At 60.0% G+C, this 24,353-nt stretch carries 24 protein-coding genes; 19 read left to right on the top strand and 5 right to left on the bottom strand.

Translation table 11 applies throughout. From position 1 onward, the window contains the following. Positions 1 to 179 precede the first annotated feature (179 nt). Positions 180 to 404: a DUF2188 domain-containing protein gene (locus F568_RS0120205; RefSeq protein ID WP_019020584.1), complete on the bottom strand. Its 225-nt coding sequence runs from the start codon at positions 402 to 404 to the stop codon at positions 180 to 182. Between the two features lie 435 nt (positions 405 to 839). Here F568_RS0120205 and F568_RS0120200 point away from each other — a divergent pair, with 435 nt between their 5' ends. From F568_RS0120200 to F568_RS0120115, 17 genes are all read left to right on the top strand, one after another. Continuing rightward, the gene (locus tag F568_RS0120200) at positions 840 to 1,340 is read left to right on the top strand and encodes a DUF1441 family protein (protein WP_019020583.1); all 501 of its coding nucleotides are present in this window, start codon (positions 840 to 842) and stop codon (positions 1,338 to 1,340) included. After that, the gene (locus tag F568_RS0120195; RefSeq protein ID WP_019020582.1) at positions 1,333 to 3,405 is read left to right on the top strand and encodes a phage terminase large subunit family protein; all 2,073 of its coding nucleotides are present in this window, start codon (positions 1,333 to 1,335) and stop codon (positions 3,403 to 3,405) included. Before F568_RS0120200 ends, F568_RS0120195 begins: the two co-directional genes overlap by 8 nt. A gap of 9 nt (positions 3,406 to 3,414) precedes the next feature. Continuing rightward, on the top strand, positions 3,415 to 3,642 hold the full coding sequence (locus tag F568_RS0120190; RefSeq protein WP_019020581.1) for a phage head-tail joining protein: 228 nt from the start codon (positions 3,415 to 3,417) through the stop codon (positions 3,640 to 3,642). Further along, positions 3,642 to 5,156 (top strand): phage portal protein, encoded by a 1,515-nt coding sequence (locus tag F568_RS0120185; protein WP_019020580.1) that lies wholly within the window; start codon positions 3,642 to 3,644, stop codon positions 5,154 to 5,156. Before F568_RS0120190 ends, F568_RS0120185 begins: the two co-directional genes overlap by 1 nt. Beyond that, the gene (locus F568_RS24055; protein WP_019020579.1) at positions 5,153 to 6,337 is read left to right on the top strand and encodes a head maturation protease, ClpP-related; all 1,185 of its coding nucleotides are present in this window, start codon (positions 5,153 to 5,155) and stop codon (positions 6,335 to 6,337) included. Before F568_RS0120185 ends, F568_RS24055 begins: the two co-directional genes overlap by 4 nt. 12 nt (positions 6,338 to 6,349) lie before the next feature. Further along, complete coding sequence (locus F568_RS0120175) at positions 6,350 to 6,709, top strand: head decoration protein (protein WP_019020578.1); 360 nt, start codon at positions 6,350 to 6,352, stop codon at positions 6,707 to 6,709. Positions 6,710 to 6,775: 66 nt separating this feature from the next. Next, positions 6,776 to 7,765: a major capsid protein gene (locus tag F568_RS0120170; RefSeq protein ID WP_019020577.1), complete on the top strand. Its 990-nt coding sequence runs from the start codon at positions 6,776 to 6,778 to the stop codon at positions 7,763 to 7,765. Then, positions 7,762 to 8,079, top strand: coding sequence for a head-tail joining protein (locus tag F568_RS0120165; RefSeq protein WP_019020576.1), 318 nt, complete (start codon positions 7,762 to 7,764; stop codon positions 8,077 to 8,079). The genes F568_RS0120170 and F568_RS0120165 overlap by 4 nt, the downstream gene beginning before the upstream one ends. Before the next feature lie 3 nt (positions 8,080 to 8,082). Then, the gene (locus F568_RS0120160) at positions 8,083 to 8,664 is read left to right on the top strand and encodes a phage tail protein (RefSeq protein WP_019020575.1); all 582 of its coding nucleotides are present in this window, start codon (positions 8,083 to 8,085) and stop codon (positions 8,662 to 8,664) included. A gap of 10 nt (positions 8,665 to 8,674) precedes the next feature. Continuing rightward, a complete protein-coding gene (locus F568_RS0120155) occupies positions 8,675 to 9,091 on the top strand; it encodes a hypothetical protein (RefSeq protein WP_019020574.1) in 417 nt (138 codons plus the stop codon). 77 nt (positions 9,092 to 9,168) lie between these two features. Next, the gene (locus F568_RS0120150) at positions 9,169 to 10,161 is read left to right on the top strand and encodes a hypothetical protein (RefSeq protein WP_019020573.1); all 993 of its coding nucleotides are present in this window, start codon (positions 9,169 to 9,171) and stop codon (positions 10,159 to 10,161) included. A 936-nt stretch (positions 10,162 to 11,097) separates the two neighbouring features. After that, positions 11,098 to 11,595 carry a hypothetical protein gene (locus F568_RS0120145; protein ID WP_019020572.1) on the top strand — a complete coding sequence of 166 codons (498 nt, stop codon included), beginning with the start codon at positions 11,098 to 11,100 and terminating at the stop codon, positions 11,593 to 11,595. A gap of 134 nt (positions 11,596 to 11,729) precedes the next feature. Then, positions 11,730 to 14,600, top strand: coding sequence for a phage tail tape measure protein (locus F568_RS0120135; RefSeq protein WP_019020570.1), 2,871 nt, complete (start codon positions 11,730 to 11,732; stop codon positions 14,598 to 14,600). Between the two features lie 12 nt (positions 14,601 to 14,612). Beyond that, positions 14,613 to 14,960: a hypothetical protein gene (locus tag F568_RS0120130; protein WP_019020569.1), complete on the top strand. Its 348-nt coding sequence runs from the start codon at positions 14,613 to 14,615 to the stop codon at positions 14,958 to 14,960. A 16-nt stretch (positions 14,961 to 14,976) separates the two neighbouring features. Beyond that, a complete protein-coding gene (locus F568_RS0120125; RefSeq protein WP_019020568.1) occupies positions 14,977 to 18,093 on the top strand; it encodes a WD40 domain-containing protein in 3,117 nt (1,038 codons plus the stop codon). Between the two features lies 1 nt (position 18,094). After that, positions 18,095 to 18,700, top strand: coding sequence for a hypothetical protein (locus tag F568_RS0120120; protein WP_019020567.1), 606 nt, complete (start codon positions 18,095 to 18,097; stop codon positions 18,698 to 18,700). Positions 18,701 to 18,770: 70 nt separating this feature from the next. Next, positions 18,771 to 20,456: a hypothetical protein gene (locus tag F568_RS0120115; protein ID WP_156817517.1), complete on the top strand. Its 1,686-nt coding sequence runs from the start codon at positions 18,771 to 18,773 to the stop codon at positions 20,454 to 20,456. A gap of 20 nt (positions 20,457 to 20,476) precedes the next feature. Here F568_RS0120115 and F568_RS24050 read toward each other — a convergent pair whose 3' ends face one another. The 3 genes from F568_RS24050 to F568_RS0120100 form a co-directional block, all read right to left on the bottom strand. After that, complete coding sequence (locus F568_RS24050; RefSeq protein WP_019020565.1) at positions 20,477 to 20,836, bottom strand: hypothetical protein; 360 nt, start codon at positions 20,834 to 20,836, stop codon at positions 20,477 to 20,479. Between the two features lie 229 nt (positions 20,837 to 21,065). Further along, positions 21,066 to 21,614 (bottom strand): porin family protein, encoded by a 549-nt coding sequence (locus tag F568_RS23425; protein ID WP_019020564.1) that lies wholly within the window; start codon positions 21,612 to 21,614, stop codon positions 21,066 to 21,068. Positions 21,615 to 21,826: 212 nt separating this feature from the next. Next, positions 21,827 to 22,009, bottom strand: coding sequence for a hypothetical protein (locus F568_RS0120100; RefSeq protein ID WP_019020563.1), 183 nt, complete (start codon positions 22,007 to 22,009; stop codon positions 21,827 to 21,829). Between the two features lie 296 nt (positions 22,010 to 22,305). On the opposite strand from F568_RS0120100, the gene F568_RS24045 reads away from it, so the two are divergent. Then, complete coding sequence (locus F568_RS24045) at positions 22,306 to 22,899, top strand: hypothetical protein (protein ID WP_019020561.1); 594 nt, start codon at positions 22,306 to 22,308, stop codon at positions 22,897 to 22,899. Positions 22,900 to 23,681: 782 nt separating this feature from the next. Then, on the top strand, positions 23,682 to 24,032 hold the full coding sequence (locus tag F568_RS0120080; RefSeq protein ID WP_019020559.1) for a con-10 family general stress protein: 351 nt from the start codon (positions 23,682 to 23,684) through the stop codon (positions 24,030 to 24,032). A 102-nt stretch (positions 24,033 to 24,134) separates the two neighbouring features. Here the strand turns inward: F568_RS0120080 and F568_RS0120075 are convergent. Further along, on the bottom strand, positions 24,135 to 24,353 hold a 219-nt coding region (locus tag F568_RS0120075; RefSeq protein ID WP_019020558.1), incomplete at its 5' end, for a DUF2795 domain-containing protein.

Raw genomic sequence — 24,353 nt, 5'->3', positions numbered from 1 at the left:
ATCAAATCCGTTCGTGGGCCAACCTTTGATGAACCCTTGAAAAGCATTGTTTTTCGCGGCACATAGTGATGCGCCGTTTGAGCTATGGCAGCGAATTGACGACCTCAGCTATATGCAGCATTGCTATCGATTGTTATTACTTTGGAGCGGAACGAGGCAGTGCTGCGTGTAAATATTGATCAGCCACTTGGTGGGTAAGGATCATTTCCGTAGCTGTTCTTGTCTCGAATCATCCCGTCCTCGCCTTGGATTAGCAGCTCTACTCCTAACTGCTTCGCCATTTCACGGCCAGCCTCGATAGCCTCTTCCTGCGTTTTGGTGATCTGCGCTGGCTGCTTGCTGCTTTCTTTGCGTACGGCCCACTCGGTATCACCGTGTACTACTACCCAGATATTGTCAGCCACGAAGCGCTCTCCTGCTCGATGAATGCTCTGTCAGCATCGTATCTATGAGAGCGATGCGCAAACCGCGAGGAGGTAGCCATGCAGCTTGCCACCAACATCGAGCTGCAAGGCGTCGAAGAGCTTCGCCAGCAGCCCGCCCGCCCATGTACAGGATCAAATCCCGTTCGCGAATGCGTTGGCGCTGATGAGTGCCGCTCATTGACGCGTCGGCGAGATAATCACGGGTCCTTTCCAAGACTATGTCTAGCCCACGGGGGCGCAGACTCCCGGTTGTTGGCAAATTTTTGAGCTTCTTAGATGCTCCACCACAGGTAGTAAGGATGCCTAGTGGTTGAGCGGTTCGTGACCTGAGCGACTTGTACATCGGGAACATCATTTCGGGCCGTTTCATGTACAGGTCAAAACGGGGGTGGCTGAGCGTATGAGGTAGGCATCATGGGTGAAGTCATTGACCGACAGGATGCCTACATCTGGTCCATTAGCCGGATCGCCGAGGCGTTTCGCATGGATCGCCGTACAGTGACCAAACGGCTCCAGGATGCCGGGGTGACTCCGGCCGGGAAAAAGCGTGGCAATCCGGTCTACTCCCTAGCCGATGCCGGCCCGGCGTTATACCAAGAGCGAGGCGAGGTGGGCGGGGGGCTCGATCTCGACCAGTTTCCTGACATGCGCAAGGCTTGGTACCAATCAGAGAACGAGCGCCTCAAATACGAGAAAGAGATCCGGCGCTTGATCCCCGATGACGAGTTTGCACGTGAGCTCAGCACGCTGGCCAAAACGGTCGCGGCGGGGCTGGACTCGCTGCCTGACATGCTTGAGCGCGACGCAGGTCTGTCTCCGGAAGCGCTCGAGCGGGTCCAGGCCACGATCGATACGTTGCGCGAGCAGATGTACCAGGCCGCGGTAACGGATGCTGAGGGGGACGATCATGAATAGCACTGCCGATGCAGCCGCTATTCGCCGGGACATCGCCACGCTTCTGCGACCACCCCGGCGCGTCAAGGTCAGCGATGCGGTAGCCGAGTCGATGTATGTGGTTCACGGCAACGGAACCAAGTCGCTATGGGACCCCAAGAAAGCTCCCTATGTCATCGAGCCAATGGACTGCCTGGGCTCACGTCGGTATGACGCCGTGGTCTTCGTCGGACCCGCACGTACCGGTAAGACGATCGGCCTGATCGATGGCTTCGTTTGCTACAAGATCATCAACGACCCAGGTGATGGGCTGATCGTTCAGATCAGTGAAGAGAAAGCCAGGGAGTACAGCAAGAAGCGCCTTGAGCGAGCCTTCAACGCCTCGCCCGATATTGCCAGCCGGTTGAGCCCCCGCGGCCACGACAATAATGTTCACGACAAGACGTTTCGAGCAGGCAACTATCTGGCCATCAAATGGCCCTCTAAGAATGTTTTCGCCAGTTCGGATTACCAGTTCGTATTGCTGACCGACTACGACCGCATGGTCGAGAACGTTGGCGGTGAAGGGTCGGGCTGGGTGCTCGCTAGTAAGCGTACCCAGTCGTTCGGTTCAACCGGCATGACCTTGGTCGAATCCTCTCCAGGACGGCTAATCATCGACCCGGACTGGCGACAGCCCAGTGATGAACCGCATCGGGCACCACCGACCACCGGCATCCTCGACATCTACAACCAGGGCGACCGCCGCCGCTGGTATTGGCAATGTCCGCAGCCACGCTGCCGGCACTGGTTCATGCCGATCAAGGAGAACTTCAACATGCAACGCGGTCACGTCTTCTGTCCGCACTGTTCAGCCGAGCTGGAGCATACCCAGAAGCGCAGCCTCAACATACATGGCCGGTGGGTGCCGGAGGGCTGCGAGCTCACTATCGATGGCGAACTGATCGGCACTCCCCGCGAGACACGCATCGCCTCATTCTGGATGGAGGGGCCGGCGGCGGCACTGCAAACGTGGCAGTCCCTGCTGACCAAGCTCAAGGCGGCCGAAGAGACGTTCGAAGTCACCGGCAATCAGAAAGATCTTCAGTCAGTCACTAACGTCGACTGGGGCCGTCCGTACCTGAACAAGGTCACGACTTCCCAGCGTTCGAGCCTGCATCTGCTGGAGCGGTCCGAGGACGTCGAGCGGCGTACCGTGCCGCATGGCGTGCGCTTTCTGACGGCGGCCGTCGACGTGCAGGGTGGCAAAAACCGGCGCTTCGTGGTGCAGGTTCATGGCTGGGGCCGAAATCGCGAGATGTGGGTCATCGACCGTTTCAACATCAGCGAGGATCGCGGCTCGGACAACGATCAGGAGCCCCGACCGATCAACCCGGCGACCCGTCCCGAGGATTGGGACCTGCTGACCCGCGATGTCCTGAACCGGTCGTATCGGCTCGCCGACGGCAGCGGTCGCAGGATGCCCATTACTGCCATGGCGGTGGATACCGGTGGCGAATCCGATGGCGACGAGTCAGTCACCTCGCAGGCCTATGACTGGTACAGACGGCTGCGCCGCGATGGCCTGCAATCGCGTGCCTATCTGGTCAAGGGAGGCAGCTCCAAGACAGCCAACCGGGTCTCCAAGACATGGCCCGACAACACCAGCCGCAAATCGCGCCGCTCCCGTGCCCGGGGCGATGTGCCGCTGTACATCCTCGGTACTGACCTGCTCAAGGATACCGTCGTCGGGATGATGGATCGTGACGATCCCGGTGCGGGCTACATGCACACGCCCAACTGGCTGGGACGGTGGTGGTTCGACGAACTGACCTACGAGGTGCGCGACCCAGCCACGGGCAAGTGGAGCAAACCCGGCAAGCGCCCCAACGAGGCCTTCGATCTCTGCGTCTACAACCTGACGGTGTTCATCCTGCTTGGCGCGGAAAAGTTCGTCTGGGATAACCCACCGCCCTGGGCCATGGAGTGGGAGCGCAACGCTCTGCTGTTTTATCCGGATGGCGACAGCGAAGCCTCTGATGTCCTGCCACCACCCAAGGTGGCTCCAAGGAAGCGCCGCCGGCGCGTCGCCAAACCCCGTATCTAGGAGAATCCCATGGCCTACACCGCAGACGACCTGGCGAGCATTCGCCGGGCCATCGTCGAGCTGGCGCGTGGCCAGCGGGTGACGACGGTCACCCATAACGGCCGCACCGTTCAATACGCCCAGTCCGACATCGATGCGCTGCGCGACCTGGCACGCGAGATCGCCCTCGAACTCAAGCATGCCGGAGGCCGGCGTCGCTCACGCACACACTATGTGACCACTTCGAAGGGGCTCTGATGACCACGACAACCAGTAAGCCCCGCATGCGCATGACGATGCGCGGCGGTCAGCTCGTACCCGTCAGAGCCCAGTCCTACGAGGGTGGTTCGGCCAGTCACCGCATGGCCGGCAAGGGTGCTGTGGCGAGTGGGCCGAATGCGCCGATCGCTCGCTCGTTGCCGCTGCTGCAGTCGCGCAGCCACAACGCCATTCGCAACAACGCCTACGCACGCAAGGCGAAAGAGGCCTACATCTCCAACCTGGTTGGCACCGGCATCAAGCCACAGTGGGGCGATCCCACGACCCAGGCGCTGTGGGATCGCTGGGTGGGAGAGTGCGACTCTGATGGAGTCGATGACTTCTACGGTCTGCAATCGCTAGCGGCGGGGTCCCAGTTTGAAGCTGGCGAGGCGTTGGGACGCTTTCGCTATCGCCGCGTATCGGATGGCCTCTCCGTCCCGCTGCAGCTGCAGGTGATCGAGTCCGAGCATCTCGATCCAGCCTATTCGCAGGCCTTCGGCGGCCGATTGATCAAGATGGGTATCGAGTTCGGTCCCATCGGTCAGCGTACCGCTTACCACCTTTGGCGGTACCACCCGCACGAAAAGCTGACCAGCGAGCTCAACACGCGGGTACCGGTACCGGCCGACAGCGTGGTGCACATGTTTCGTCGCCAGCGCCCGGGGCAGTTGCGCGGCGTTCCGGAGCTCACCTCAGTCATCGTGCGCCTGTACGAAATCGACGAGATGCAGGATGCGCTGCTCGCTCGGCAGAAGCTGGCCCAACTGTTCGGTGCCTTCGTCAAGCGAAAGACCAACCCGGACATCGAGGACGACACGCCCGAGTTCGGCACGCTGGTCACCATGGCCAGCGAAGACGGTGTAGAGCAACTCAATGAATTTACGCCGGGTGGCATTCACTACCTCGAGGACGACGAGGAGGTCTCGTTTTCTAATCCGCCGGACATCGGCGGCAACTACACCGAGTGGCTGCGTAGCGAGCTGCTCGCCGTGGCCGCCGGGTCCGGCATCACCTACGAGCAAATGACCGGCGACCTCAAGGGCGTTAATTACTCCAGTATCCGCGCCGGCCTGCTGGAGTTCCGCCGCCGGGTCGAGGCCCTGCAGGCCCAACTGATGGTCCACCAGTGGTGCCGTCGTATCGCTGCCAAGTGGCTCGATGTGGCCGTGACGTCCGGGGCCCTGGTCATTCCCGATTACTGGGCGCGTCGTGCCGGGCTGCTGGCCATCGACTGGATCGCATCCAAGTGGCAATGGGTCGATCCACTCAAGGAAGTCACCGCCGACCTGCTGGAGGTCCGTGCCGGTTTCAAGCCACGCACTGAGGCGGCAGCCGAGCGCAGCTGGTCGATCGATCAGCTCGATGCCGAAATCTCCAAGGGTAACGCTAGCGCCGACCACCATGGTCTGGTGCTCGACTCCGATCCCCGCACGACCGCTAAGAACGGCGCTTTGCATCAGGCCCTTGAGGGGCTGGCCAACGATCCAGACAGTGAGGATGAAGACGCATGAAATGGTTTACCGCCAAGGCTGCAGCAGGGGACACCCGCCGGGCGCAGGTCGTCATCGACAAGCCCATCGGTAGCGACTGGGCACCGGACTGGATAAACGACCTGATGGGTGACAAGCCAGCCCGTGAGTTCATCGATGAGATCGAGGCGTTGGGTGAGCTCGACGATATTGATCTCGAAATCAACAGCCCAGGAGGCGACGTCGCCTCGGGGATTCGCATCTACAACTATCTGCGCAATCACCGGGCGAATGTTCACGTTCGGATCACCGGCATGGCGGCGAGCATCGCTACCGTGATCATGATGGCTGGGGATACCCGCACCATGGGGGTCGGCGCAACGATCATGACCCATCGTGCAGCCTCCCTAATGATTGGATTCTTTACCGCCCAGGAAATCAAGGACTACGCCCAGAACATCGATGTAATCGACGCAGCGATGGTCGATGCCTACGTCGCGGCTACCGGCAAGACGGCCGAGGAAATCGCCGAATTACTCGATCGGGGCGACACCTTTATGGGCGCTGACGAGGCGATCGGATGGGGATTCGCCACGGACAAGGACGCCAAGCTGAAATCGGTGGCCTGTGCCGATCCCAAGCTGTTTCAGAGCCAGATTCAGCAGCAGGGCAAAATTCGCCAACTCGAGGCGCAGCTTGCCGCGCTAGGCGGCTCGAACCAGACCATGACGGCCTCAGGCGCGCTGGCGCTGGCCTTCGATATCACCCCAGAGGAGGCCGAGGCACAGGCCGCTGACCTGGGTGACCGGATCATTGCGTTGCGGCGGCAGTCGCCCACGAGTGCTGAGGGTAGCCCGCTAGCATTGGTTGCCAAGGCGCTGGATCTCGACGTCGAGGCCATCCAGGCGTCACCTGAGACTGCAGTGCAGGTCATTCAGTCGCTGCGCAGCGCCGAGCCCGGACAGGCCGTCAATGCCGAGCGCTCGCGCATCGTGACGATCGTCAAGGCATGCCAGACCACCGGTCAGAATCAGCTCCTCGAGAAGCTCATCGACAATGGCATGGCCGAGGCGCAGGCCAGCGAATACATCTACGACGTCGCGGCGGCCAGCGGCAACAAGCAGCACATCAACGGCTCCCATTCGCCCGAAGGCGGGCACCGTGTCGGCATCGATCACAACAAGATCTATGCCCGGCTCAACCGCAAGACCCCAGCCAACTAAGGAGACTGATCCATGGCGATCCACAAAGAACCCCGTCGAGCCGGCGAACATGTCGTATCCGAGGCCAATGGAGCCCGCTCCCGTGAACAGGCCACGCTGGCAGCCGGCAACTGTGCCGCTGGCACCGTGCTGGCCCTGAACGCGACCGGTGATTACGTCCCGCTCGACCCGGTGGCGACCGACGGCACCCAGACCGCCAAGGCCGTGCTGTATGCCCCGGTGGATGCCAGCACGGCGCCGCAGCCCTGCGTCGTGCATGTTCGGGCTTGCGAAGTTCATGAAGAGGCCCTGACCTGGCCGGACGGTGCCAGCCAGGCTCAAATCGACACGGCCACCAACGACTTGGTCGGTCTCGGTGTGATCGTCCGCTAATCCCCTCCAGTAGCTGCCCGTCAGGGCGAAAACACCCGTTCCGAAACCTGTAGAGAGAGGCCAATCATGGGCATCTTTGACTCCGATATTTTCACCCTTTCGTCCCTGACGGCTGCCATCAACGAGGTCCAGTACGTTCCCAACCAGATCGGCGGCATGGGGTTGTTCGAGGCTGAGGGGATCAGCACGACCAGCCTTGTCATCGAAAAGGACGGTGACACCCTCGGCCTGGTAGAGAGCAAACCGCGCGGTGCGCCTGGCACTGTCGTTGGCGGCAGCAAGCGCACCGGTGTGTCATTCCAGACTGCACACTTGCCGACGACAGCGACCGTTCTGGCCGATGAGGTACAGGGGGTTCGCGCCTTTGGTGCCGAGGACCAGCAACAGGCGGTGCAGGCCGTGGTCAACAAGCGTTTGGCCAAGATGGCTCAGCGCATCGACATGACTCATGAGTACCATCGGCTGGGCGCTATCCAAGGCAAGGTACTCGATTCCGACGGTAACACCGTACTGTACGATCTGTTCCAGGCATTCGGCATGACGCAGAAGACCGTCGAGATGAAGCTGGACACCGCCACCACCGACGTGCAGAGCATCTGCCTCGACATCCACGAAGGCATTGAAGATGCCCTGGGCGGCTTGTCTTACACCGGGGTAACGGTGTTATGCGGCAAGAGCCTCTGGCGTAAGTTCATTACCCATAAAGCGGTGAAAGAAGCCTACGAGCGCTGGGAAGCTGGGGCGCGGCTGCGTGCCGATCCACGGGAGGGCTTCTACTTCGGTGGATGCTACTGGGAACGTTACCGCGGTGGTGGTCAGGTCAAGATCGGTGACAAGGAAGCTTATGCCGAGCCTTCCGGTGTGCTGGATCTGTTCATTACCCGCTTCGCGCCGGGCGATTACATGGATACCGTGAACACCCTCGGTCTGCCGTTCTACAGCTCATCCAAGCTGCTCGACCACAACAAGGGCGTGGAACTCGAAGCGCAGTCCAACCCTGCGCACCTCTGCACCCGGCCCAAGGCCATCATCAAACTGCTCGAGAACACGGCATGAGTTTCGCCGATCTGACCGGCCGCCTCGATGAGGCGGTCATGTCTCATTTGGCCGACTCTGCTTCAGCCACCTACACCCCGCAGGACGTCGAACCGCTCACGGTCAGCGTCATCATTGATCGTGATGTGGAGCGTGTCGTGGGGGGCATGCAATCCGGCACCATGGAGCGACGCACCGAACTCACCGGCTATAGCCGCGAATTGGGCGAGGGTAAGCGTGGCGAGACGGTGAGCCTGGGGCGCGAGACGTGGCGCCTGGTAAGCAAGTCCACCGATGACGGCCACCTGGTCACGTGGATCGTAACGGGAGGGTAGATCATGGCACAGATCGACACGCAGTCTCTGCATATCCGTATCGACCGCAGCGGCGTGCGCCGGGTGCAGTCCGATCTGGCGCATATCAGGAACGGCTATGAGCAGGCGATGGCGCGAGCCATCAACCATACCCTGACGGTGACCCGCACCGAGGCTGGCCAAGCCATCCGCAAGCAGGTGAAGCTGAAAGCTGGCTATGTCCGCGAGCGCTTGAAGGTCAGCAAGGCCACCCGGAGCAAGCCGACCGGCAGCCTGGCCACGCCGAGCCGGGGAGTTCTGCTGACCCGCTATGCGCATCGCCAGTACGCCAACGGCGACATCGGCGTGAAGGTGAAGCCGACCGGCGGCTACAAGCGGATGCCGGGCGCGTTCTTTATCGGTCCGCTGAAGCACAGCGGCGCCACGGCCATTGCTTTTCGTAACCAGTATGGCCCCGGCCTGGGGCGCACCGAGGGGCTGCGTATCACCTACGGTCCCTCCGTCAGTCAGGTATTCACGGACGTGAAAGATGACTTGCACGCTCTTGGTGGCAACCGGCTGATGCAGCGTCTGCAACACGAAGCTGAGCGCCTGCTGGCACGCTAAAGGATCCCCGATGCCAACCATTCGTGAGCAGGTGATTGCTGCGCTGGCGCAACGCCTGGGCGCGCAGCGCGCCAATACCGTGATCGAAGCCTTGCCCGCGCGATCGCTATGGGATTCCAACGACAGTGACGTGGAACGTGCCGATTTCGGACAGATGGCCGTGACCATGACACTGACCCTGGAAACCGTACACCAGGCGGACAACGACCCGGGACGCTGGAGCGAACAGGGCAACGCCATCCTCGGTCAACTGATCATCGATGCCACCGGCCAGGACGTCACGCTGAGCGGACTGTGCGACGACATCGCCTATGCCGGTGGCACGATCTACTACCCCGAAGACGGCAGCGAGGTCATCGGCGTCGACATCAATTTGGCCGTGCGCTTCCGTTTCGATGTCGGTGATCCCTTCACCAATAGCATGTAGGCCCTTGGCTGGGCCGCCCATCAACCCCGGGGCGGATACCCGTTCCATCCCAGACCATCATCTTAGGAGGATGCCCCATGGCCATCACTCGCAACCCCTTGCTGCAATACGAATCCGGCCAGGCGTTCAACGACTGGGAGCCCATGAGCGATGCCGGCGATGACACCACGTTCTCGGCTACTTTTGCGCCCTGGTCGGGGCGCGCAGGTTTCGAAACGGACGTGCGCCCGTTCGGCCTGGCCACGGGAGGGACGATCAGCGCCGGTAGCGGCAACGATGCCGTTAGCGTGGCTTCCCTGACCGCCTACATGCCAACCGTGGCAGGTGCCGACAGCACGGGCCTGGTAGTCGTGGCGTCGGGTTCCGTCAGCGTGACCCGTGCCTCGACCAGCACTCACATCATCAACTCCATCATCGTGGACGCCTCGGGCGCCCTGGTGGCGGTGCAGGGCAGCGAGGGTACCGCGTTCACCGAGACGCGCGGCGAAGCCGGCGGCCCCCCGTTCATCCCGGTGGATTCCGTGGAAATCGGCCAGGTGCGCCTGGCGACCAGCGCCGCCGCCCCGGTGTCCGATACCGAGATTTTCCAAGTGGTCGGTACGCACCGCGAGCGCTACGACCAGCCGGTATGGCATACCGACCCGGCCAGCGGTGACGTGACCTTTGCCAGCGAGCTGCCCGGCATTCACACCGGGGGCGCACCCAAAAAAGTCATGGTGCGCGGTTATACGCCCATCTTCGCCGAGCTGCCCCGCGTGGCCGCCTTCGTGCCGGCTGACGAGTCCAATACGGTCAACTCGACGCAGATTTACGGCGGCACCCTGGGCAGCGTGTCCAGCTCGCTAAGCCAGGCGTCATTCACCCACTACGGCAACGATGGCATCACCGACCCGATTATCAAGCTGAAAGGGGAAAAGCTCTGGTTCAAGTGGTTTCAGGACAAGTCGAAGCTGGCCCACTCGCTGACGCAGGGCATCGTCGGGGTTGCACGCACCTACCCGGCGGGCGATCACGTCAATATCGCCGTCACGGTCAGCGCCGAGCAGGCTACCGTGGACTTCGACGAATAACCCTGCCTGTCACTCTTTGTTCACCTACCACGTGAGCCTCGGGCTGTACTGGCATCATATGGAGGAGTGCCTCAGCGCAGTGCGATTCCATCACCATGCTGCGCTGACATCTGCAACAAGTTCTTATGAGAGCCTTGCATATTAGGTGTCGTTATTTGTGACATGGCGGCTTTAATCAAAGCGATGTGAAAAACCTTGGCAGGTAATAAAATTGTTCATTAATACCAATGACTAATGAGTTTTTTTGTTGGGCTGTCCTATGGCTGGCTGTTTTTAGTAAGTGTTAGCATCCTCTGTTCAGTTGTGGTTGTAGAAGTGAAAAACTTCTTCGTCCATGAAGTTGTGATTAGCAATAAACTTTGTGTGGTAATAAGGGGTAATAAAAAATATTTTTTTTATTGCCTCGAAGCATGATTGGGAATATTGTGATCATGTATTCCTTCAAGAGTCATATTTATGACAAACACGAAACTGAAAACTACTTCGCTAAAACTTAAGTCCCCTTCGTTAGAACAGCTTAGCTCCACTTCATTTAATAACGAAGTTCTAGATTTCTGGGCCGAGCGAGCGCGGATGCAACTGACTGCGATGCGCGCAATATCTGACTATCTTGGCTGAGCCGTCCGGCTGCCTGAAAGAGTCGTTAAATCAACTGATATACACCGCTGCTAATGAACTAGAAATAGGTTTCTGCGATAGGGAAGTATTGAGGTAATGAATATTCGGCCTCGTAAATCGGTTCTCTATGCTTTGACCGATGCAGAAGCACCCACCTTCATGGTCTGACAGACACAGCGTCGATGTAGTCATTTGCAGCAACCATATAGATTAAGGCCGATGTGATAGCTGACAAGGATGCGTAATCAGGTAACCCTAACCTATCCGTAAGCCCCGCCAAGTGCGGGGCTTTTTGTTGCTTATTCTGAGGTATTAGCCATGGAATTCGATATTCAGAAGTTCACCGGCACGGTGTTCCGGGCGCGTGAGGAAGACGTGGAAGTGCCCGACCTGGCGCCGTACTTCAAAGGCCTGGGCGACCAGGGTAAGCCGGTGTGGCGGGTGCGTGGCTTGACCGGCGCGGAGCTGGCCAAGGTCAACGAAGCCAAGGAGCGCAACCGTGCCCGCTCAGCGATTGCCGATGGGCTGTTATCCAGCCAGGGCGAGGCCGTTACGGCTGCCGTGCGCGAATTGCTGGGCGAGGGCGACGCCGTGCCCGATGACCTGGCCAAACGCATCGAAATGCTGGTGATCGGTAGCGTGGCGCCCGAGTGTACCCACCAGCTCGCCACCAAACTGGCCGGCGCCTTTCCGGTGGAGTTCTACCAGCTCACCACCAAGATTACCCAACTCACCGGCATGGGTGGCGAGCCGGGAAAGCCGAAGCGCTCTTCAAGCAAGGCGACATCCGCACCGCCCTCCAGCTCTGCCACTTGAAGGGCGAATTCCTGTACCGGGTGCGCCCCGATCTTTTCCCCGTTGCCATGCTGACCCCGCTTGAAACCGAGCTATGGGGGCTGTTTTTCGAGGAACAGAAGGCGCGGCAAGAGCAATCATCGTAGGAGCCTGGCATGGCCTCGCTGGAAAATACCGTTTCGATCATCTTTGAAGGCGTGGACCGCATGGGCGCGGGCATCGACTCCGCCACTCGGCGCATCGACAGCCTGACCGGCTCGGTGGAGCGCATGGCCACGCCGCTGGCCACGGTCACGAAAGGCCTGCTGGTCGCCGAAGGCGCCGCCATCGCGCTGGGCGTAGCTTATGCCACCAAGGCCTACCAGGCGTCGGTGGCTTTCGAGTCCGCGCAGAAAGACCTGGCCAAGACCCTGGACGACGCCGATGGCCCGGTGGAGCAATTCACCCGGCGCGTTACCGAGCTGTCCAACACCTACGGCGAGTCGGCAACCAATATCCTGCAAGCCATGGCCAACTACCGCCAGGCCGGCTTTACCGCGCAGGAGTCAAGCCAGCTCGTCAAGAATGGCCTGGACCTGGTCATTGCCGGCGACGTGGAGGCCGCCCAAGCCAGCGAGTACCTGGTGGCCATTCTGAAAGGCTTCCGGGCACCGGCCAGCGAAGCCGGCAACATCATGGAAGTGCTGAATGCCACCAGTAACACCTACGCCACCAGCGTGGGCGAGCTGGCCAAGGGCATGGCGGGCATTTCCCCGATTGCTAAGGCCATGGGCCTGGATTTCATCGAAACGTCCGAAGTGCTGACGCCGATAATCGAGGTGTTCCGCTCGGGCGATGAGGCGGCAACCGCGCTCAAGACCGGCCTGTTGAAACTGCTGGACGATTCCAAGCCGGTGCAGGAAGCCCTGGCCTCCATCGGCGTGTCACAGCGCGACTCCAACGGGGCGCTGCGCGAGGGCAAGGACATACTGGCGGACGTAGCCGCCGAATTCGGCAGCCTGGACGAGTCGCAGAAGCTGGCCTTCAGTTCCCAGCTATTCGGCATCGATCAATCGGCGCGCATGGTCACGGTCATGGAATCGCTGGCCAATAACACGGCGGACGTAAACAAGGCGCTGGCCAATTCCACCACTGTGGCCGAGGAAGTGGCCATCAAGCTGAACAGCGCCGAGGGCGCCGGCAAGCGCATGAGCGCGACCTACGAAAACCTGGCGCGCACGCTGGGCACTCAGTTCCGCGACCAGTTCGCGGGCATCGTGTCCGGCATGGCCGAGGTATTCGAGGTCATGGAGGCTGAGGCGGACGGCGGGGCGTTTGACGCCCTGTTCGATTCGATCAACCCCAAGCTGGCCGAGATCGAGCGCCTGGCCCGCGAAGTGGCCGCCGCGCTACCCGACGCCCTGGCCAATGCCGACTACAGCGGCTTTACCGAAGGCCTGGACGCCCTGTTGGGCAACCTGGACGAGCTGAGTATCGACGCCAGCGACTTGCAGGCGGTCATCGAAGGCCTGGGCGAAACCTTCAATACCCTATCCAACTTCACCGCCGGGGTTGGCGAAGTGGTTGCCGGCGTCATGGCCGTGGTGCGTCCGCTGGTCGAGGCGTTCCTGGACATGGATGCCGACACGCAACGCCTGATCGGCACCGTGGGCGCGCTGTCCTCCGCCGCCGTGATCGTGGCACCGGCCATCAGCGGCATCACCGCTGCCATTTCCGGCCTGGCCGGGTCGGGCGGCGTCATCCCTGGCGTGGTTACAGCGCTGGGCCGTCTGTTGCCCCTGCTGGCTGGCCCGGCGGGGCTAGCCATTGCCGCCGCCACCGCCGGGCCTGCCGTGGCGGACCTGGCCGCGTCAATGCTGGGCTTCGATACCCGCGCCGAGCGCATGGCCAAGGCGCAGGACGGCCTGGCGGAAGCGACCGCCGGGCTGAATCGCCAAGTGTCTACTTGGGGCGAGCTTAACGAGCTGATCGAATCCGGGGCGGTGACGTGGGACTACGCCTCGGGTCGATACGTCGATGCCTCGGACGCCGTGGTAACGGCCACCGACCATATCAATCGCGTCATGGAGGAAAACCAGGCACAGCTCGACGTGGTGCCCAACCGGCTGCGCGAAATCTACGCCAACCTGGAATCCACCAGCGGCGCCTTGCAGGACGGCACCGGCCAGTGGCAGGCCAATGCCGAGGGCGTGGAGGCGTGGAACCAGGCCGTTGCGGGGGCGTTCAAGCAAACCGAGGAATACAGCCAGGCGGTCATCGACAACAGCCAGGCCTTGCTCGACCAGGCGGCAGTGACGGACAAATCCGCCGGCTCGTGGAAGAAGGTTGCCGATGGTGTCTATGAGCAGCGCGACGCCTTCGCCAACGTCAACGATGTGCTGGCCGAGTACCGCGACCAACTGGCCAACGGGCTAATCACCCAAGAGCAGTTCGATGCCATCGAGAAGTACGCCAGCACCTTGAAGGGCGGCAGCGAGACGGCGGCCAAGTCGATGGATACGGCCACCGAGGCTGTGAAGAAGACCGACACCGCGCTGGGCGGTGCCGCCGACAAGGCCGAGGAATTCGCGCTCAAGTGGGAAGAACTGGCCAGCAACGAGCGGCTAAAGACCCTGGAGCTGGGCGCTGAGATCCAGGTGGCCGAGATCGATGCGCAGGTGCGCCAGGTCGAGGCCGTTTTCGATTCGCTGAACACCACCATCACCAGCACGGGCGATACCCTGACCGGCCTCTATGCGGCGCTGGATAGCGACAACCTATCCATGTCGCAGGAATGGGCCCTGGAGCGCGTGTTGAAAGAGGAAAACGAACGCCGCGCCGAAGCCGTGCGCCTGCAAAACGAGCTGACACAGGCACAGATCGACCAGCTACGGGCCAAGACCAACGCGCTGCGCTCGGGTGACGGGTTAATCCGTATCAGCTCGGACGGCCTGGAGCCGGCCCTGGAGACGGTCATGTGGCAGATCATCGAAAAGGTGCAGCTACGCGCCAACGCCGAAGGCGCCGAGTTCCTGCTGGGACTGTAACGAGGATTCCCCATGCACTACCAGATTGGCCTGGCCGCCCTGACGTTTGACCCCGAGGGCGCCTTACTGGTGCCTTGGCGCGACGGCACCGAAACCGATTCGATCAGCCGCCGCATCACGCGCACCGCCACGCTAGACGGCGGGGCCGCGATTTCCAACCGGGGCTATAGCCCCGCTGACCGCACCATAACGCTCTCGCTCGACGGCCTGCCGCTGGCCCTGGTGGACCGTGCCCGCCGGCTGCTGCGTCTACACGGCAACCTGACCGTCTCGCTGCGCGAGGGCACCTTTGCCGGCGTGCCCAGCGAGTACAACGAGAAACAGCAAACCCTGACCATCTTGCTAACCGCCGCGCTGTAGCGGCTACGGGGCCGATATGAATTTCGATTTCATCAACAATTTCTCGACCCAGCTTGCCAGCGCCGTGGCGACTGGCGACACCACCCTGACCCTTCAGCAAGGCGGCGCCAGTTTCTCGGAGGCCACCGCTGACAAGCGCTTTGCGCTGACCCTGACCAACACCGAGGGCGCGCTCGAGATCGTCTATGTGACCGGGGCCAGTGGCAACACGCTGGCCGTGGAGCGTGGACGCGAGGGCACCACCGTGGCGGCCTGGGCATCCGGTGATACGGTAGAGGCGCGCCCCACGGCGGGCACTATCCAGGCGGGCATGGTGCAATGGGGTGTGCTGGGCAAAGACCAGGTGCTACTGTCAGGCGGCGACCGCGAGGTGCATGGCGGCAGCCTGGCCGATGATTTGAGCATTGGCCACGTCTGGCCCGAGCCGGTGAGCTGGATTGAGCTTGCTACCAGCGCGGGCACCAACCTGGTGAACCGCCTGGTAAAGTCACCTGACGAGCAATACGTGGTCATCCTGGGCGGCGGCGGTTCCTCGCAGGTGGGTGCCTTGGTATTCGACACTACTAACTCAAGCCGAGTGGCGGTGCTGGATGACGGCGCCGGCAACGCGCCGGTTACCGCCGTGTTTTCGCCCGATGGTACGCGCCTGGCCATCAGTTACGACACCAGCTATCAGGCTTTGATCTACGACACGGCCACCTGGACAGTGGCGCAAACCATCGACTCTGCCGCCATCACCGCCAGCGGTGAGTTCGCAACCAGCAACTTCGCGCCGCAAAGCCTGACGTTTACAGGAGACGGGGCGCAACTGGTCATCGTCACCGAAGGCGGCACCGTCACGCGGGCGGCCGATTCGACCGTGTGCCCGGTGGTGGTGTATACCCTGGCTGACGCCAGCGTGTCAGCGCCCACCCTTACCGGCGTTGATTTCAGCGCTATCACGTCGCGCGAGGTGGTCCTGGTGCCGTCGCGCAACAAGGCGATAGTGTCGTGCTTTTGGCCAGGGTACACCTACCCGGTGGCCGTGTTTGACTATGACACCCTGGCCGGCACCTGGACACTGGACGCCACGGTGGCCAATGCCCTGGCGGACGCCGTCGATGAGCAGGATGGCGGCGGTATCGCCGTGCAGGCGCAGCGCTATGTTTGGGTTCCGACCATGGGCGGCATTTGGAGCGGCGTGCCGCTGTATCGCGTCATCGACCTGGAAACCGGCGAGGTGTTCTTTGATGATGCGCTGACCGCGCAGAACCTGGATACCGCCTATCACTCCATTGCCCACGACACTGCCCGAAACTGGCTATGGTTGGGAACGCGGAGTTATGTCGTGGTCGTGGATATGGTGACCCGAGAGGTGGTGTCGCAAACCTATAACCCGACGATCAAGGCCACCAATCTGGAGTCATCGCCGCAATGGTCGTTTTCGCTGTACCTGGAGAAGTACGGACGACTGTGGGTATCGACCCGCCAATTAAACCGTGTGTATACGGTAGACCTGGAGTGGCGGTTAGGGCTGGGCGGTCAGGCCAAGGCCGTGATTGGCGACCTGACCGGCACGGGGCTGCGCATCGGTGGCAATGCCACCAGGAATACCACGAACAGTACGGCCATCGGTGAGAGCGCGGCGGTAAGGTACAACAGCCAAGGCGCGATTGCGCTAGGCAACGCCACGGTAGACAGCTACGCACCATATGCGCTGGCCGTGGGCGAGGGCGCCATGGCCGACGCCCCTTATGCGGTGGCCATTGGCCGTGACGTGACCGTGACCGTGCCAGGCGGCAAGCGGGTCAATGCCATTGACTACCTGCCCGACACCGTGACAGACCCCGCCTCCAACGGCGCGGCAAACGCCACTCGCCGCGCGGCGTCTCAGCAAGTCGTGGCCAGCGACGCGCTCAACCTGGGCATGAGTGGGGCCACTACGTCCCTGGACTTTCCCGCCGGCACGCTGTTTTTCCCCGAGGCCGTCGATGTAGTGGGGGTGGTGAATGCCGTCTTCACTGCCTCGCCCAGCGGACGCAGCGCCGTGAACACTAGCAACTCAATCGCGGTGCAGTTCAGTCCTGACGGCAGCCTGTTGGCGATGACCCATGATGCCGGCACGACAACCAAGTATGTCATGGTGCAATCGACGGCGGATTGGAGCCAGGTTGCCGACCTGGCGACGGATGGATTTGTCGAAGCCATAGCCTTTAGTGCCGATGGCAGCCTACTGGCCGTCACCACCACCGCTAGCCACCTGTACGTGTTCAATACCGCCGACTGGACGCAGGTGGTGGACATCACGCTGATGGCTGGCTCGCAGGCCAACGCCCTGGCATTCAGCCCTGATGGCACGATGTTGGCGGTGGGTATCTATGACCCTGCCATCACCCTGTACGAAACAAGCGGGTGGACGCTAGTGGCCGGCACGCCCACGCTCGCCAGCGGCGATTATGTGACCGCGATCACCTTTAGCCCGGACGGTAAGCAGTTGGCGGTGGGGCATTCCAGTTCGCCACGCCTCACGCTATACAACGTTGCCGATTGGACGAAGGTTACGGGGGTGCCGTCACAGGAGGCGCGCGTCCCTTCGCTGGCCTACAGTCCTGATGGTCAATTCCTGGCGGTAGGCGTGACCAGCAACCCTTACTTGCGTGCCTATGAGGTGGTTACCTGGGCCAAGGTGTACGAGGAATCCACCGTGGGCGCTAACGTTGTCGATCTGGAGTTCACGGCAGACGGGGCCACTCTGTTCGCAGTGCAATCCTACAATGGTGCGCTCATGCTCGACGCGACCAGTTGGGTGGAGCTGTCCGGCAGTCGCATATCGGGCAACTTTACCTCCGGCAGCATTGCACCCAATGGGACAATGGTGGCGGCAGGCGGCCAGTACGACCCTGAAAAAGTCATGCTCGTGGATTCCCCTGATCTGCCCTGGCCAACCCTGAATATCGGCACAAGCTCCGCCGCCCCCGACACGCTGGCTGCAGCCCATACGGTAGGGCCGGGTAGCTTTCGCCGGGGTGCGCGCTCACGCATCGCCCTGGAGCCAGGCAAGGGGGTAGCTGGCCTTTACGCCACGCCCGCCGAGACAGTAGGGCTGGGCGCCGAGGTGAAGCTGGTCTTCCACGGGTATGTGATGGAGCTGTGACATGCTCAATAGTCAGCCGCTCAACACGGCGGTACTCAACGGCGGGGCCGATAGCGGCCCCGACCTGGGCAGCGATTGGGAGCGATACGCCCCCATCGAGCGCCAAACCATCTATGTGCTGGACGTGGGCGAGACGCGCATTCCGATCAGTAGCGTGCAGGCCACCATGCGCACCACCGGGCAGTCGTACCTGCAAGCCGTCATCCCCAGCGGCAACGCCTGGGCGGCCACCCTGGAAGGCTTGCGCGGCCAGGTCATGCAGCTACGCAAGGGCTACCGCTACAAGGACGGCTCACTATCCCCCCTGGAAATAATCGCCGCCGCGCCCTTCGACAATGCACGCGGTGACCATGGCCCCACCAGTGACAGCCTAACCATCTCGGGGTATGGCGCGTTTACGGTGGTCACCACCCTGGAGCGCACCTTGAGGGCGGTGCGCTACCGCAGCTTGCAGGACGGCGTGAGGCGGGTACGGGCCGGCGTCGACCTGTTCTTGCGGCCTGGGCATACCGCCATCGACAGCGACGGCACAGTGTTCCCTGTGGCCACCATCCAGTATTTCATCAATGGCCAGACCGAATTCATGGAGGTGCTGGAAGATGGGTAAGGGCCGCATCGTGGCGTCGCTGGGGGAGGGGCGCTACACCGTCGAGCTGCTGGAAGATCGCACCCGCGCCATGACGGCGCGGGCCAGGGCGCAGGACCGCCTAGCGCAGATCGAGGTAGACCTGGCCAGCATGGAAGACCAGGCCCAAGCCGCGCAGCTCGGCGTTGACCAGGCCGCCAATGACCAGGACCGGGCTATTGCGCGTTATCAGCAAGAGATTGCCGAGGATGGCACGTCTACGGTGGGCCTGGCGGCAACCAGCGAGGCATTGCTGGCCGCTACCAGCCAGCGCGACGCCATACGCTTGGCCATTGGCCAGCTCAAGGCGCAACGCCTGGCGGCGCAAGCCCTGATAGCGCGCATCGATGTGCTGCCGGCGCAACGCGAGGTCGATGCCTGGTGCGCCGACTTCACCGACGACCTGGCCGGCGAGGTGGCCACCGCCGAGGTGCCCGGTGAGGCAAAGGCCGTCATGATTCGGCCCGGCTTTGACGGCGGGGCAGCGTGGAACGGTGCCCGCGATGGTGCCTTGCAGCCCGCCCTGGCCGGCACCTCGGCCAGCGTGTTTTATAACCTGGCCATGTTGCCTGGCTGGCAAAAGTGGCGCCCCACCTATCGCCTGGCCACGATCACCGCGATTAACTACGAACTGAACACTTGCAGCATTGAGCTGGACGCAGCGACAAGTAGCGCCCAAGCATTAAACGTGAATGCTCAGCGCCACTATAGTTCCGTGCCGTGCCAGTATATGTATTGCCATGTGGCGGTATTTGAAGTGGGCGACCGGGTATTAGTGACGTTCGACCAAGACGCGACAGCGCCACGCATCATTGGTTTCGAAAGCAACCCGCGTCCGTGCTTGCTGTTGTCTGGTGGTGGCTCGATTGGTTGGCCTAATCCAGATATAAATAACGCGATTGATAGCGTGGCTACCGCCAGCGACTACTGTTCACCTTTTGATGGCATTAGGCACGATTACGAGGATTCGGATCATTACCCCAATCCTTATCAGTATAAATACTTTGGGGTACATGACGGAATGCATTATTACCGCTCAACCGTACATGGCCCCTGGCCTTACACCCTTTCCCAAGAAGTGGATTACCCCAATGAAAGCGAAGGGACTAGCCGCACCGATACGTATTCGCTGACCTATGGCACGGATGGCGACACCTTGACAGGTAGCCGGTACGGTGGGCGCTCGTTCTACGATGTGTCTTTCCGTGCACCGTACACGCTAAACGGTGAAGCCAAAGAAATCAGCGTAGTATTGCATTATGAAAGTAACGCGTCGGTCAGTTGGCGTTTGGTTGAAGAGGGCGAGCGGACATATGCTATTTCCACCATCGAAAGCTGGACAATAGAGAACACGCTGACGGTGAATGGTGTCGTTTTCGATTTAGTCAACGACGCCCGGCGAACCTCACTTAATCCGTCACGGCCCCGTGTTTGGCCTGAAACTTCAGATGCTCTTGGTCACAAGGAAGAAATCATACTTATCCAAGTGGCGGATGCCGATTTCACATTTCAATACCACTCAGAGAATCGCGGCATTTATATAAGGGTAGGATTCTACGGCACAACAATTAACAGCATTGAAGCGCGCAACTATGGCAGTCATGGCGATAACTACGCGGCGCATCACGATCTGTATTATGTGGCGTTTTTGGTAGCGCATGACGGCAGCGTGTCGCAAGTCCCGGTCGAAGACTTGCCCGAGGACGCGCTAGAAATTACGATCATGTCCGCTGGTTAATCCATTGAGCTAGCGGCCAGCTATTCTGCGCGGCAGTTAGGGCCGCCCTGTTCGTAAGTATCACCCTCCGCCGCGCCAAGCTTTCGGGAGGGCCGTTGGAGACGCCGCACCACCTGCCCCGCCACCTGATTCTGCGTCCTCCGCCACACCGCTTCCTCAACCTCGAATAGCCACTTGATCAGGTAGACATGCGTCCCTAGCTGCCACCAGTCGAGCATATCGCAGTCGCTCAGGCGGCAGCGCCCCGACCAGATCTGGCCCTGCCAGACTGCGTGATACTCGATCCAGTCGCTATGGGTCGCGGGGAAGCGCTTAGCATTCTTCCAGCCCTTGCGCTCAAGACGCTTGCGCCATTGAGTGACTTCGTAGCGGGTAGACACGGATGTGTTCGTGCTGCTTGAAGCTGCTAGGCTAATTTAAACATGAGAATGCTTCAGAACGAGCGTTATATATTATGCTCGTTGCGCTATACTCCCAGTCAACCCGATTGGCCTTAATGTAGCTTGCTACTACCTGATGAATCTACTGTCTGGTAGGCCTCTCCAGCGGACATCAACTATCGAGGCATAGCAAGGCCGGCAATTGCCGGCCCCTTACTTCCACCTTGGCTTAGAAGTGGTAGTTCATGCCCAAGCTAACAGCGGTTACTTCGTAGTCTGACTTGTCCAAGTAAGACACATACTCAAGGTTAGCTGAAATCTGGCGAGTGAAATGCCCTTCAATACCTACGCCGTAAGAAAAACCGGAGTCACTTTCGCTTGCCTCAACCCCATATCCCGGGGCAGAAAGAGTAGCCTCCCCCTGGGTGAAGCCGACGAGGCCGTACAGTGATACCGGTGAGTCTCCCAGCGGCAGGTAGCCAACGCCATATGCGCCGATCAGGTGGTCAATCTCACCTTCCACGTCGATACCTGACACACTAACGGTATCATCGGCGATCCCGGTGCCGACGCGACCTTCAAGGGCGAAGTTGTCCACTACGAAGTGGCCGAAGCGAGCAACGATAGCAGCGGGTTCTACGTCGATTGACGTGCCACTTTCATCGTAGGTGGCCCATGCGTACTGACCGCCAGCATAAGAACTGCCCGCTTGAACGTCGGCCAGTGCGGAAGATGAGACAAATACGGCGGCAGCAGCAACTAGATACTTTGCGTTCATGAGACATCCCTTGCTATTTATGATTAGCTTGCTAATACAGCGGGATGAAATTAACATTTCCTAATTAAAATTAATATACACGAAGAAGGTGTACTGATGCATATCGAGGCTATATGCCGCATGATTGCGCCAGCGTAAGACATCGCCTACAGAAAGTATCGACGATGTCTCGCATCGTTTCACTGCCCCCTGCCAGGATGGCGGGGCCCCTTCTAACTGCCGCACCAGGCTTCCCCGCCCAGCCCTTCTTCATACGAGATAGCCCGGCCGGCATTGATCATCTCATCGCCCAGGCTCAGCTCGAGCACATAGACCTCAGCAATCAGCCGGAAGAATGAGCCACGTTCTATCTTGCGTAGCTGCTCTACGGCGAAGATGCGGGCCTGCGATGCCATTTCCTTCTCCCGCCTTTCTCGGCTTCCGTATCGCAGCGTGAACGACGCTCCGGCGCCTGGATGCCATTACTTGATACGCTCGCCTATGACGGGCGGCCACTCATCGACGTTAGCCGTAAAGGCGTCGCTATCGTACACAGCGAGAACATCGCTCACCGTGGCGCTGCCGTATTCATTTTGGGCTACAGCGCACAGGGACATTGCTAGCAATAAGCCAGCGACCATAGCTTGCATAGCGCAAACAAGGCCTTTTGTGGAGAATGGGCCCTGTCGTTCTCTAATTACAAGCTTTCTCAATGAAATCCACTGAAGTCACTCAAGTATTGAAAAGCGCTATCGCTATCACCAAAGGGAAGGGTGTTGAGCACGTAGCTATAGCAGATCTGGAAGCCTATGCCGATATGTTACAAGAGACAGTAGCCAGTTCTCCAGAGGGCATAGCCCTTGGAGAAGCGGCTCTGGAAGAGTACAAGGCCAATCTCTCTTCCTGGGTATCCTCGAGCCAGCAAAGGCATGAGATGGACTTAGAAATGCTGAGGGCGATCATTACCGTCGGCCAATCGGCATTAAAAGGCGCGCTGCTTATAAACGGTGGTGCTGCCGTAGCACTACTCGCATTCATAGGCAAAATATGGGGAAATACCGACACTCAGCCAACACTTATCGCTTTATCCGCTGCGCTTCTGAGCTATGTCTTCGGCGTGCTCTCTGCAGCAATGGCCGCTGGGGCCACCTACTTTGCCCAGGCAGGCTATGCGAATGAGTTCGGCCGCTTTAGCCAAGGAGTTGGCCGCGCGGGGCATATCGCTGCCATAGGCTTTGTTTTTGGCGCGTACTATCTATTTGCGCAAGGGTCGTGGATGGCATTCAAAGCTATTGGGGTTGGTTAACTAGACCAGTAAGCAGGCAGCTAGCGTAAGCGACCTTTCGGAGCAGGGGAGGACAAAGCGCATCTACTCCCCCTCCTTTAAATCGAACATCCCTACCTGCTTACACCCTCTGCACCTAATCACCAGCAGCGCATTATCGAACACGGCTACCGAGAAATGCTCGGTGCTCTGCGTGCTGTCTCGCTGCCACACGTCTCTCTTACTACATGCTCGGCATATGAGTACTAGGCCGGCGTCGGTGTCGATGAATTCGGGCGATGGTTTCATGCGTGCAGAATACCACCTGGCACCGTTGATATGCCGCGTGATGCTCATCGGTCGCAGTTTGGTCGCAAAATGGTAGGTATAGATGCGGCCATTAGAAACATCGGTAGCTGCTCAACGGCTTCTTCCGGATCCTCTGCTCGGGCACTAAATGGCGGGCTTTGCCCAATCGCTTCGGTCCTTAAACGCTTAGAAGGGGACCTACAGCGCTTTCGACAGTGGCGAGACGATGGCGCACTCGAATGCATCCTGTCACGGGCAATGGTGTTGCTAGTACCATTCTTTATTAGTTAAACATATAGTGAAATATTTGAAATGTTTTGTGCTGCAGTTTGTTTACATTCTCGGTGTGAGCTAAGCGAAACAAAGCGCAGCAGATGCTGTGTTTGCATAATCCTTAATTCAAGCTATCTTGAAATTATCTGGCGCGTAGCGCTAGTGTTGGTTGCTTACGTATAGTCTACTTAAAGCATCCAGCATAAACGGAGTTACCATGATTTAATAACAGGAGGTTTATCATGGCTGATAAACGCAAAGATGAAGGGATGTCCGTGAACGAGGCGGGTCAGAAAGGTGGCAAGGCGAACGCTGAGAGCCATGACCGCGAGCACTTTGAAGAGATCGGTAGCAAGGGCGGCCAGAATAGTGGCGGTAACTTCGCAAATGACCCTGAGAGAGCTTCTGAAGCTGGGCAGAAGGGCGGTCAGCATAGCGGGGGGAACTTCGCTAATGATCCCGAGAAGGCCTCTGAAGCAGGCCAGAAGGGCGGCAAGCATAGCGGGGGAAATTTCGCTAACGATCCGGAAAAAGCCTCGGAAGCTGGTAAGAAAGGTGGGCAAAACAGCAACAGCGGTGGCCGTAATTCCTAATCGTTCGGCTATCAATAAGAGCTGTTAACGTAGCAGCGAGCTGGCAACAGGGGCAGATATTTTTATCTGCCCCTGTTGCTTCTCCAGTAGCACTGATAATAATTACTCAGCTTCTCCTATCCCTTTCATAACGCCTGCCATATCCTCGTATTGCTCGTCTGGCATGTTTCGAATCACTTCGAGAACGTCTTCTTCTGCGCCGTTATCCTTGGCCTGTTTTTCAAGGTCCGCCCGCGATGCAGGAAAGTTGGTGCCTTTTAGATGATGAGTCACGTTTGCAGGTGAATGCCCTCCGACGCCTCGGGTCATATCTGCCTCCTT

Source organism: Modicisalibacter luteus DSM 23508 (assembly GCF_000378505.1).
Taxonomy (GTDB): Bacteria; Pseudomonadota; Gammaproteobacteria; order Pseudomonadales; family Halomonadaceae; genus Modicisalibacter; species Modicisalibacter luteus.
Note: the sequence above shows the minus strand (reverse complement) of the source record. Positions and strands in the feature narration are given on the sequence as shown.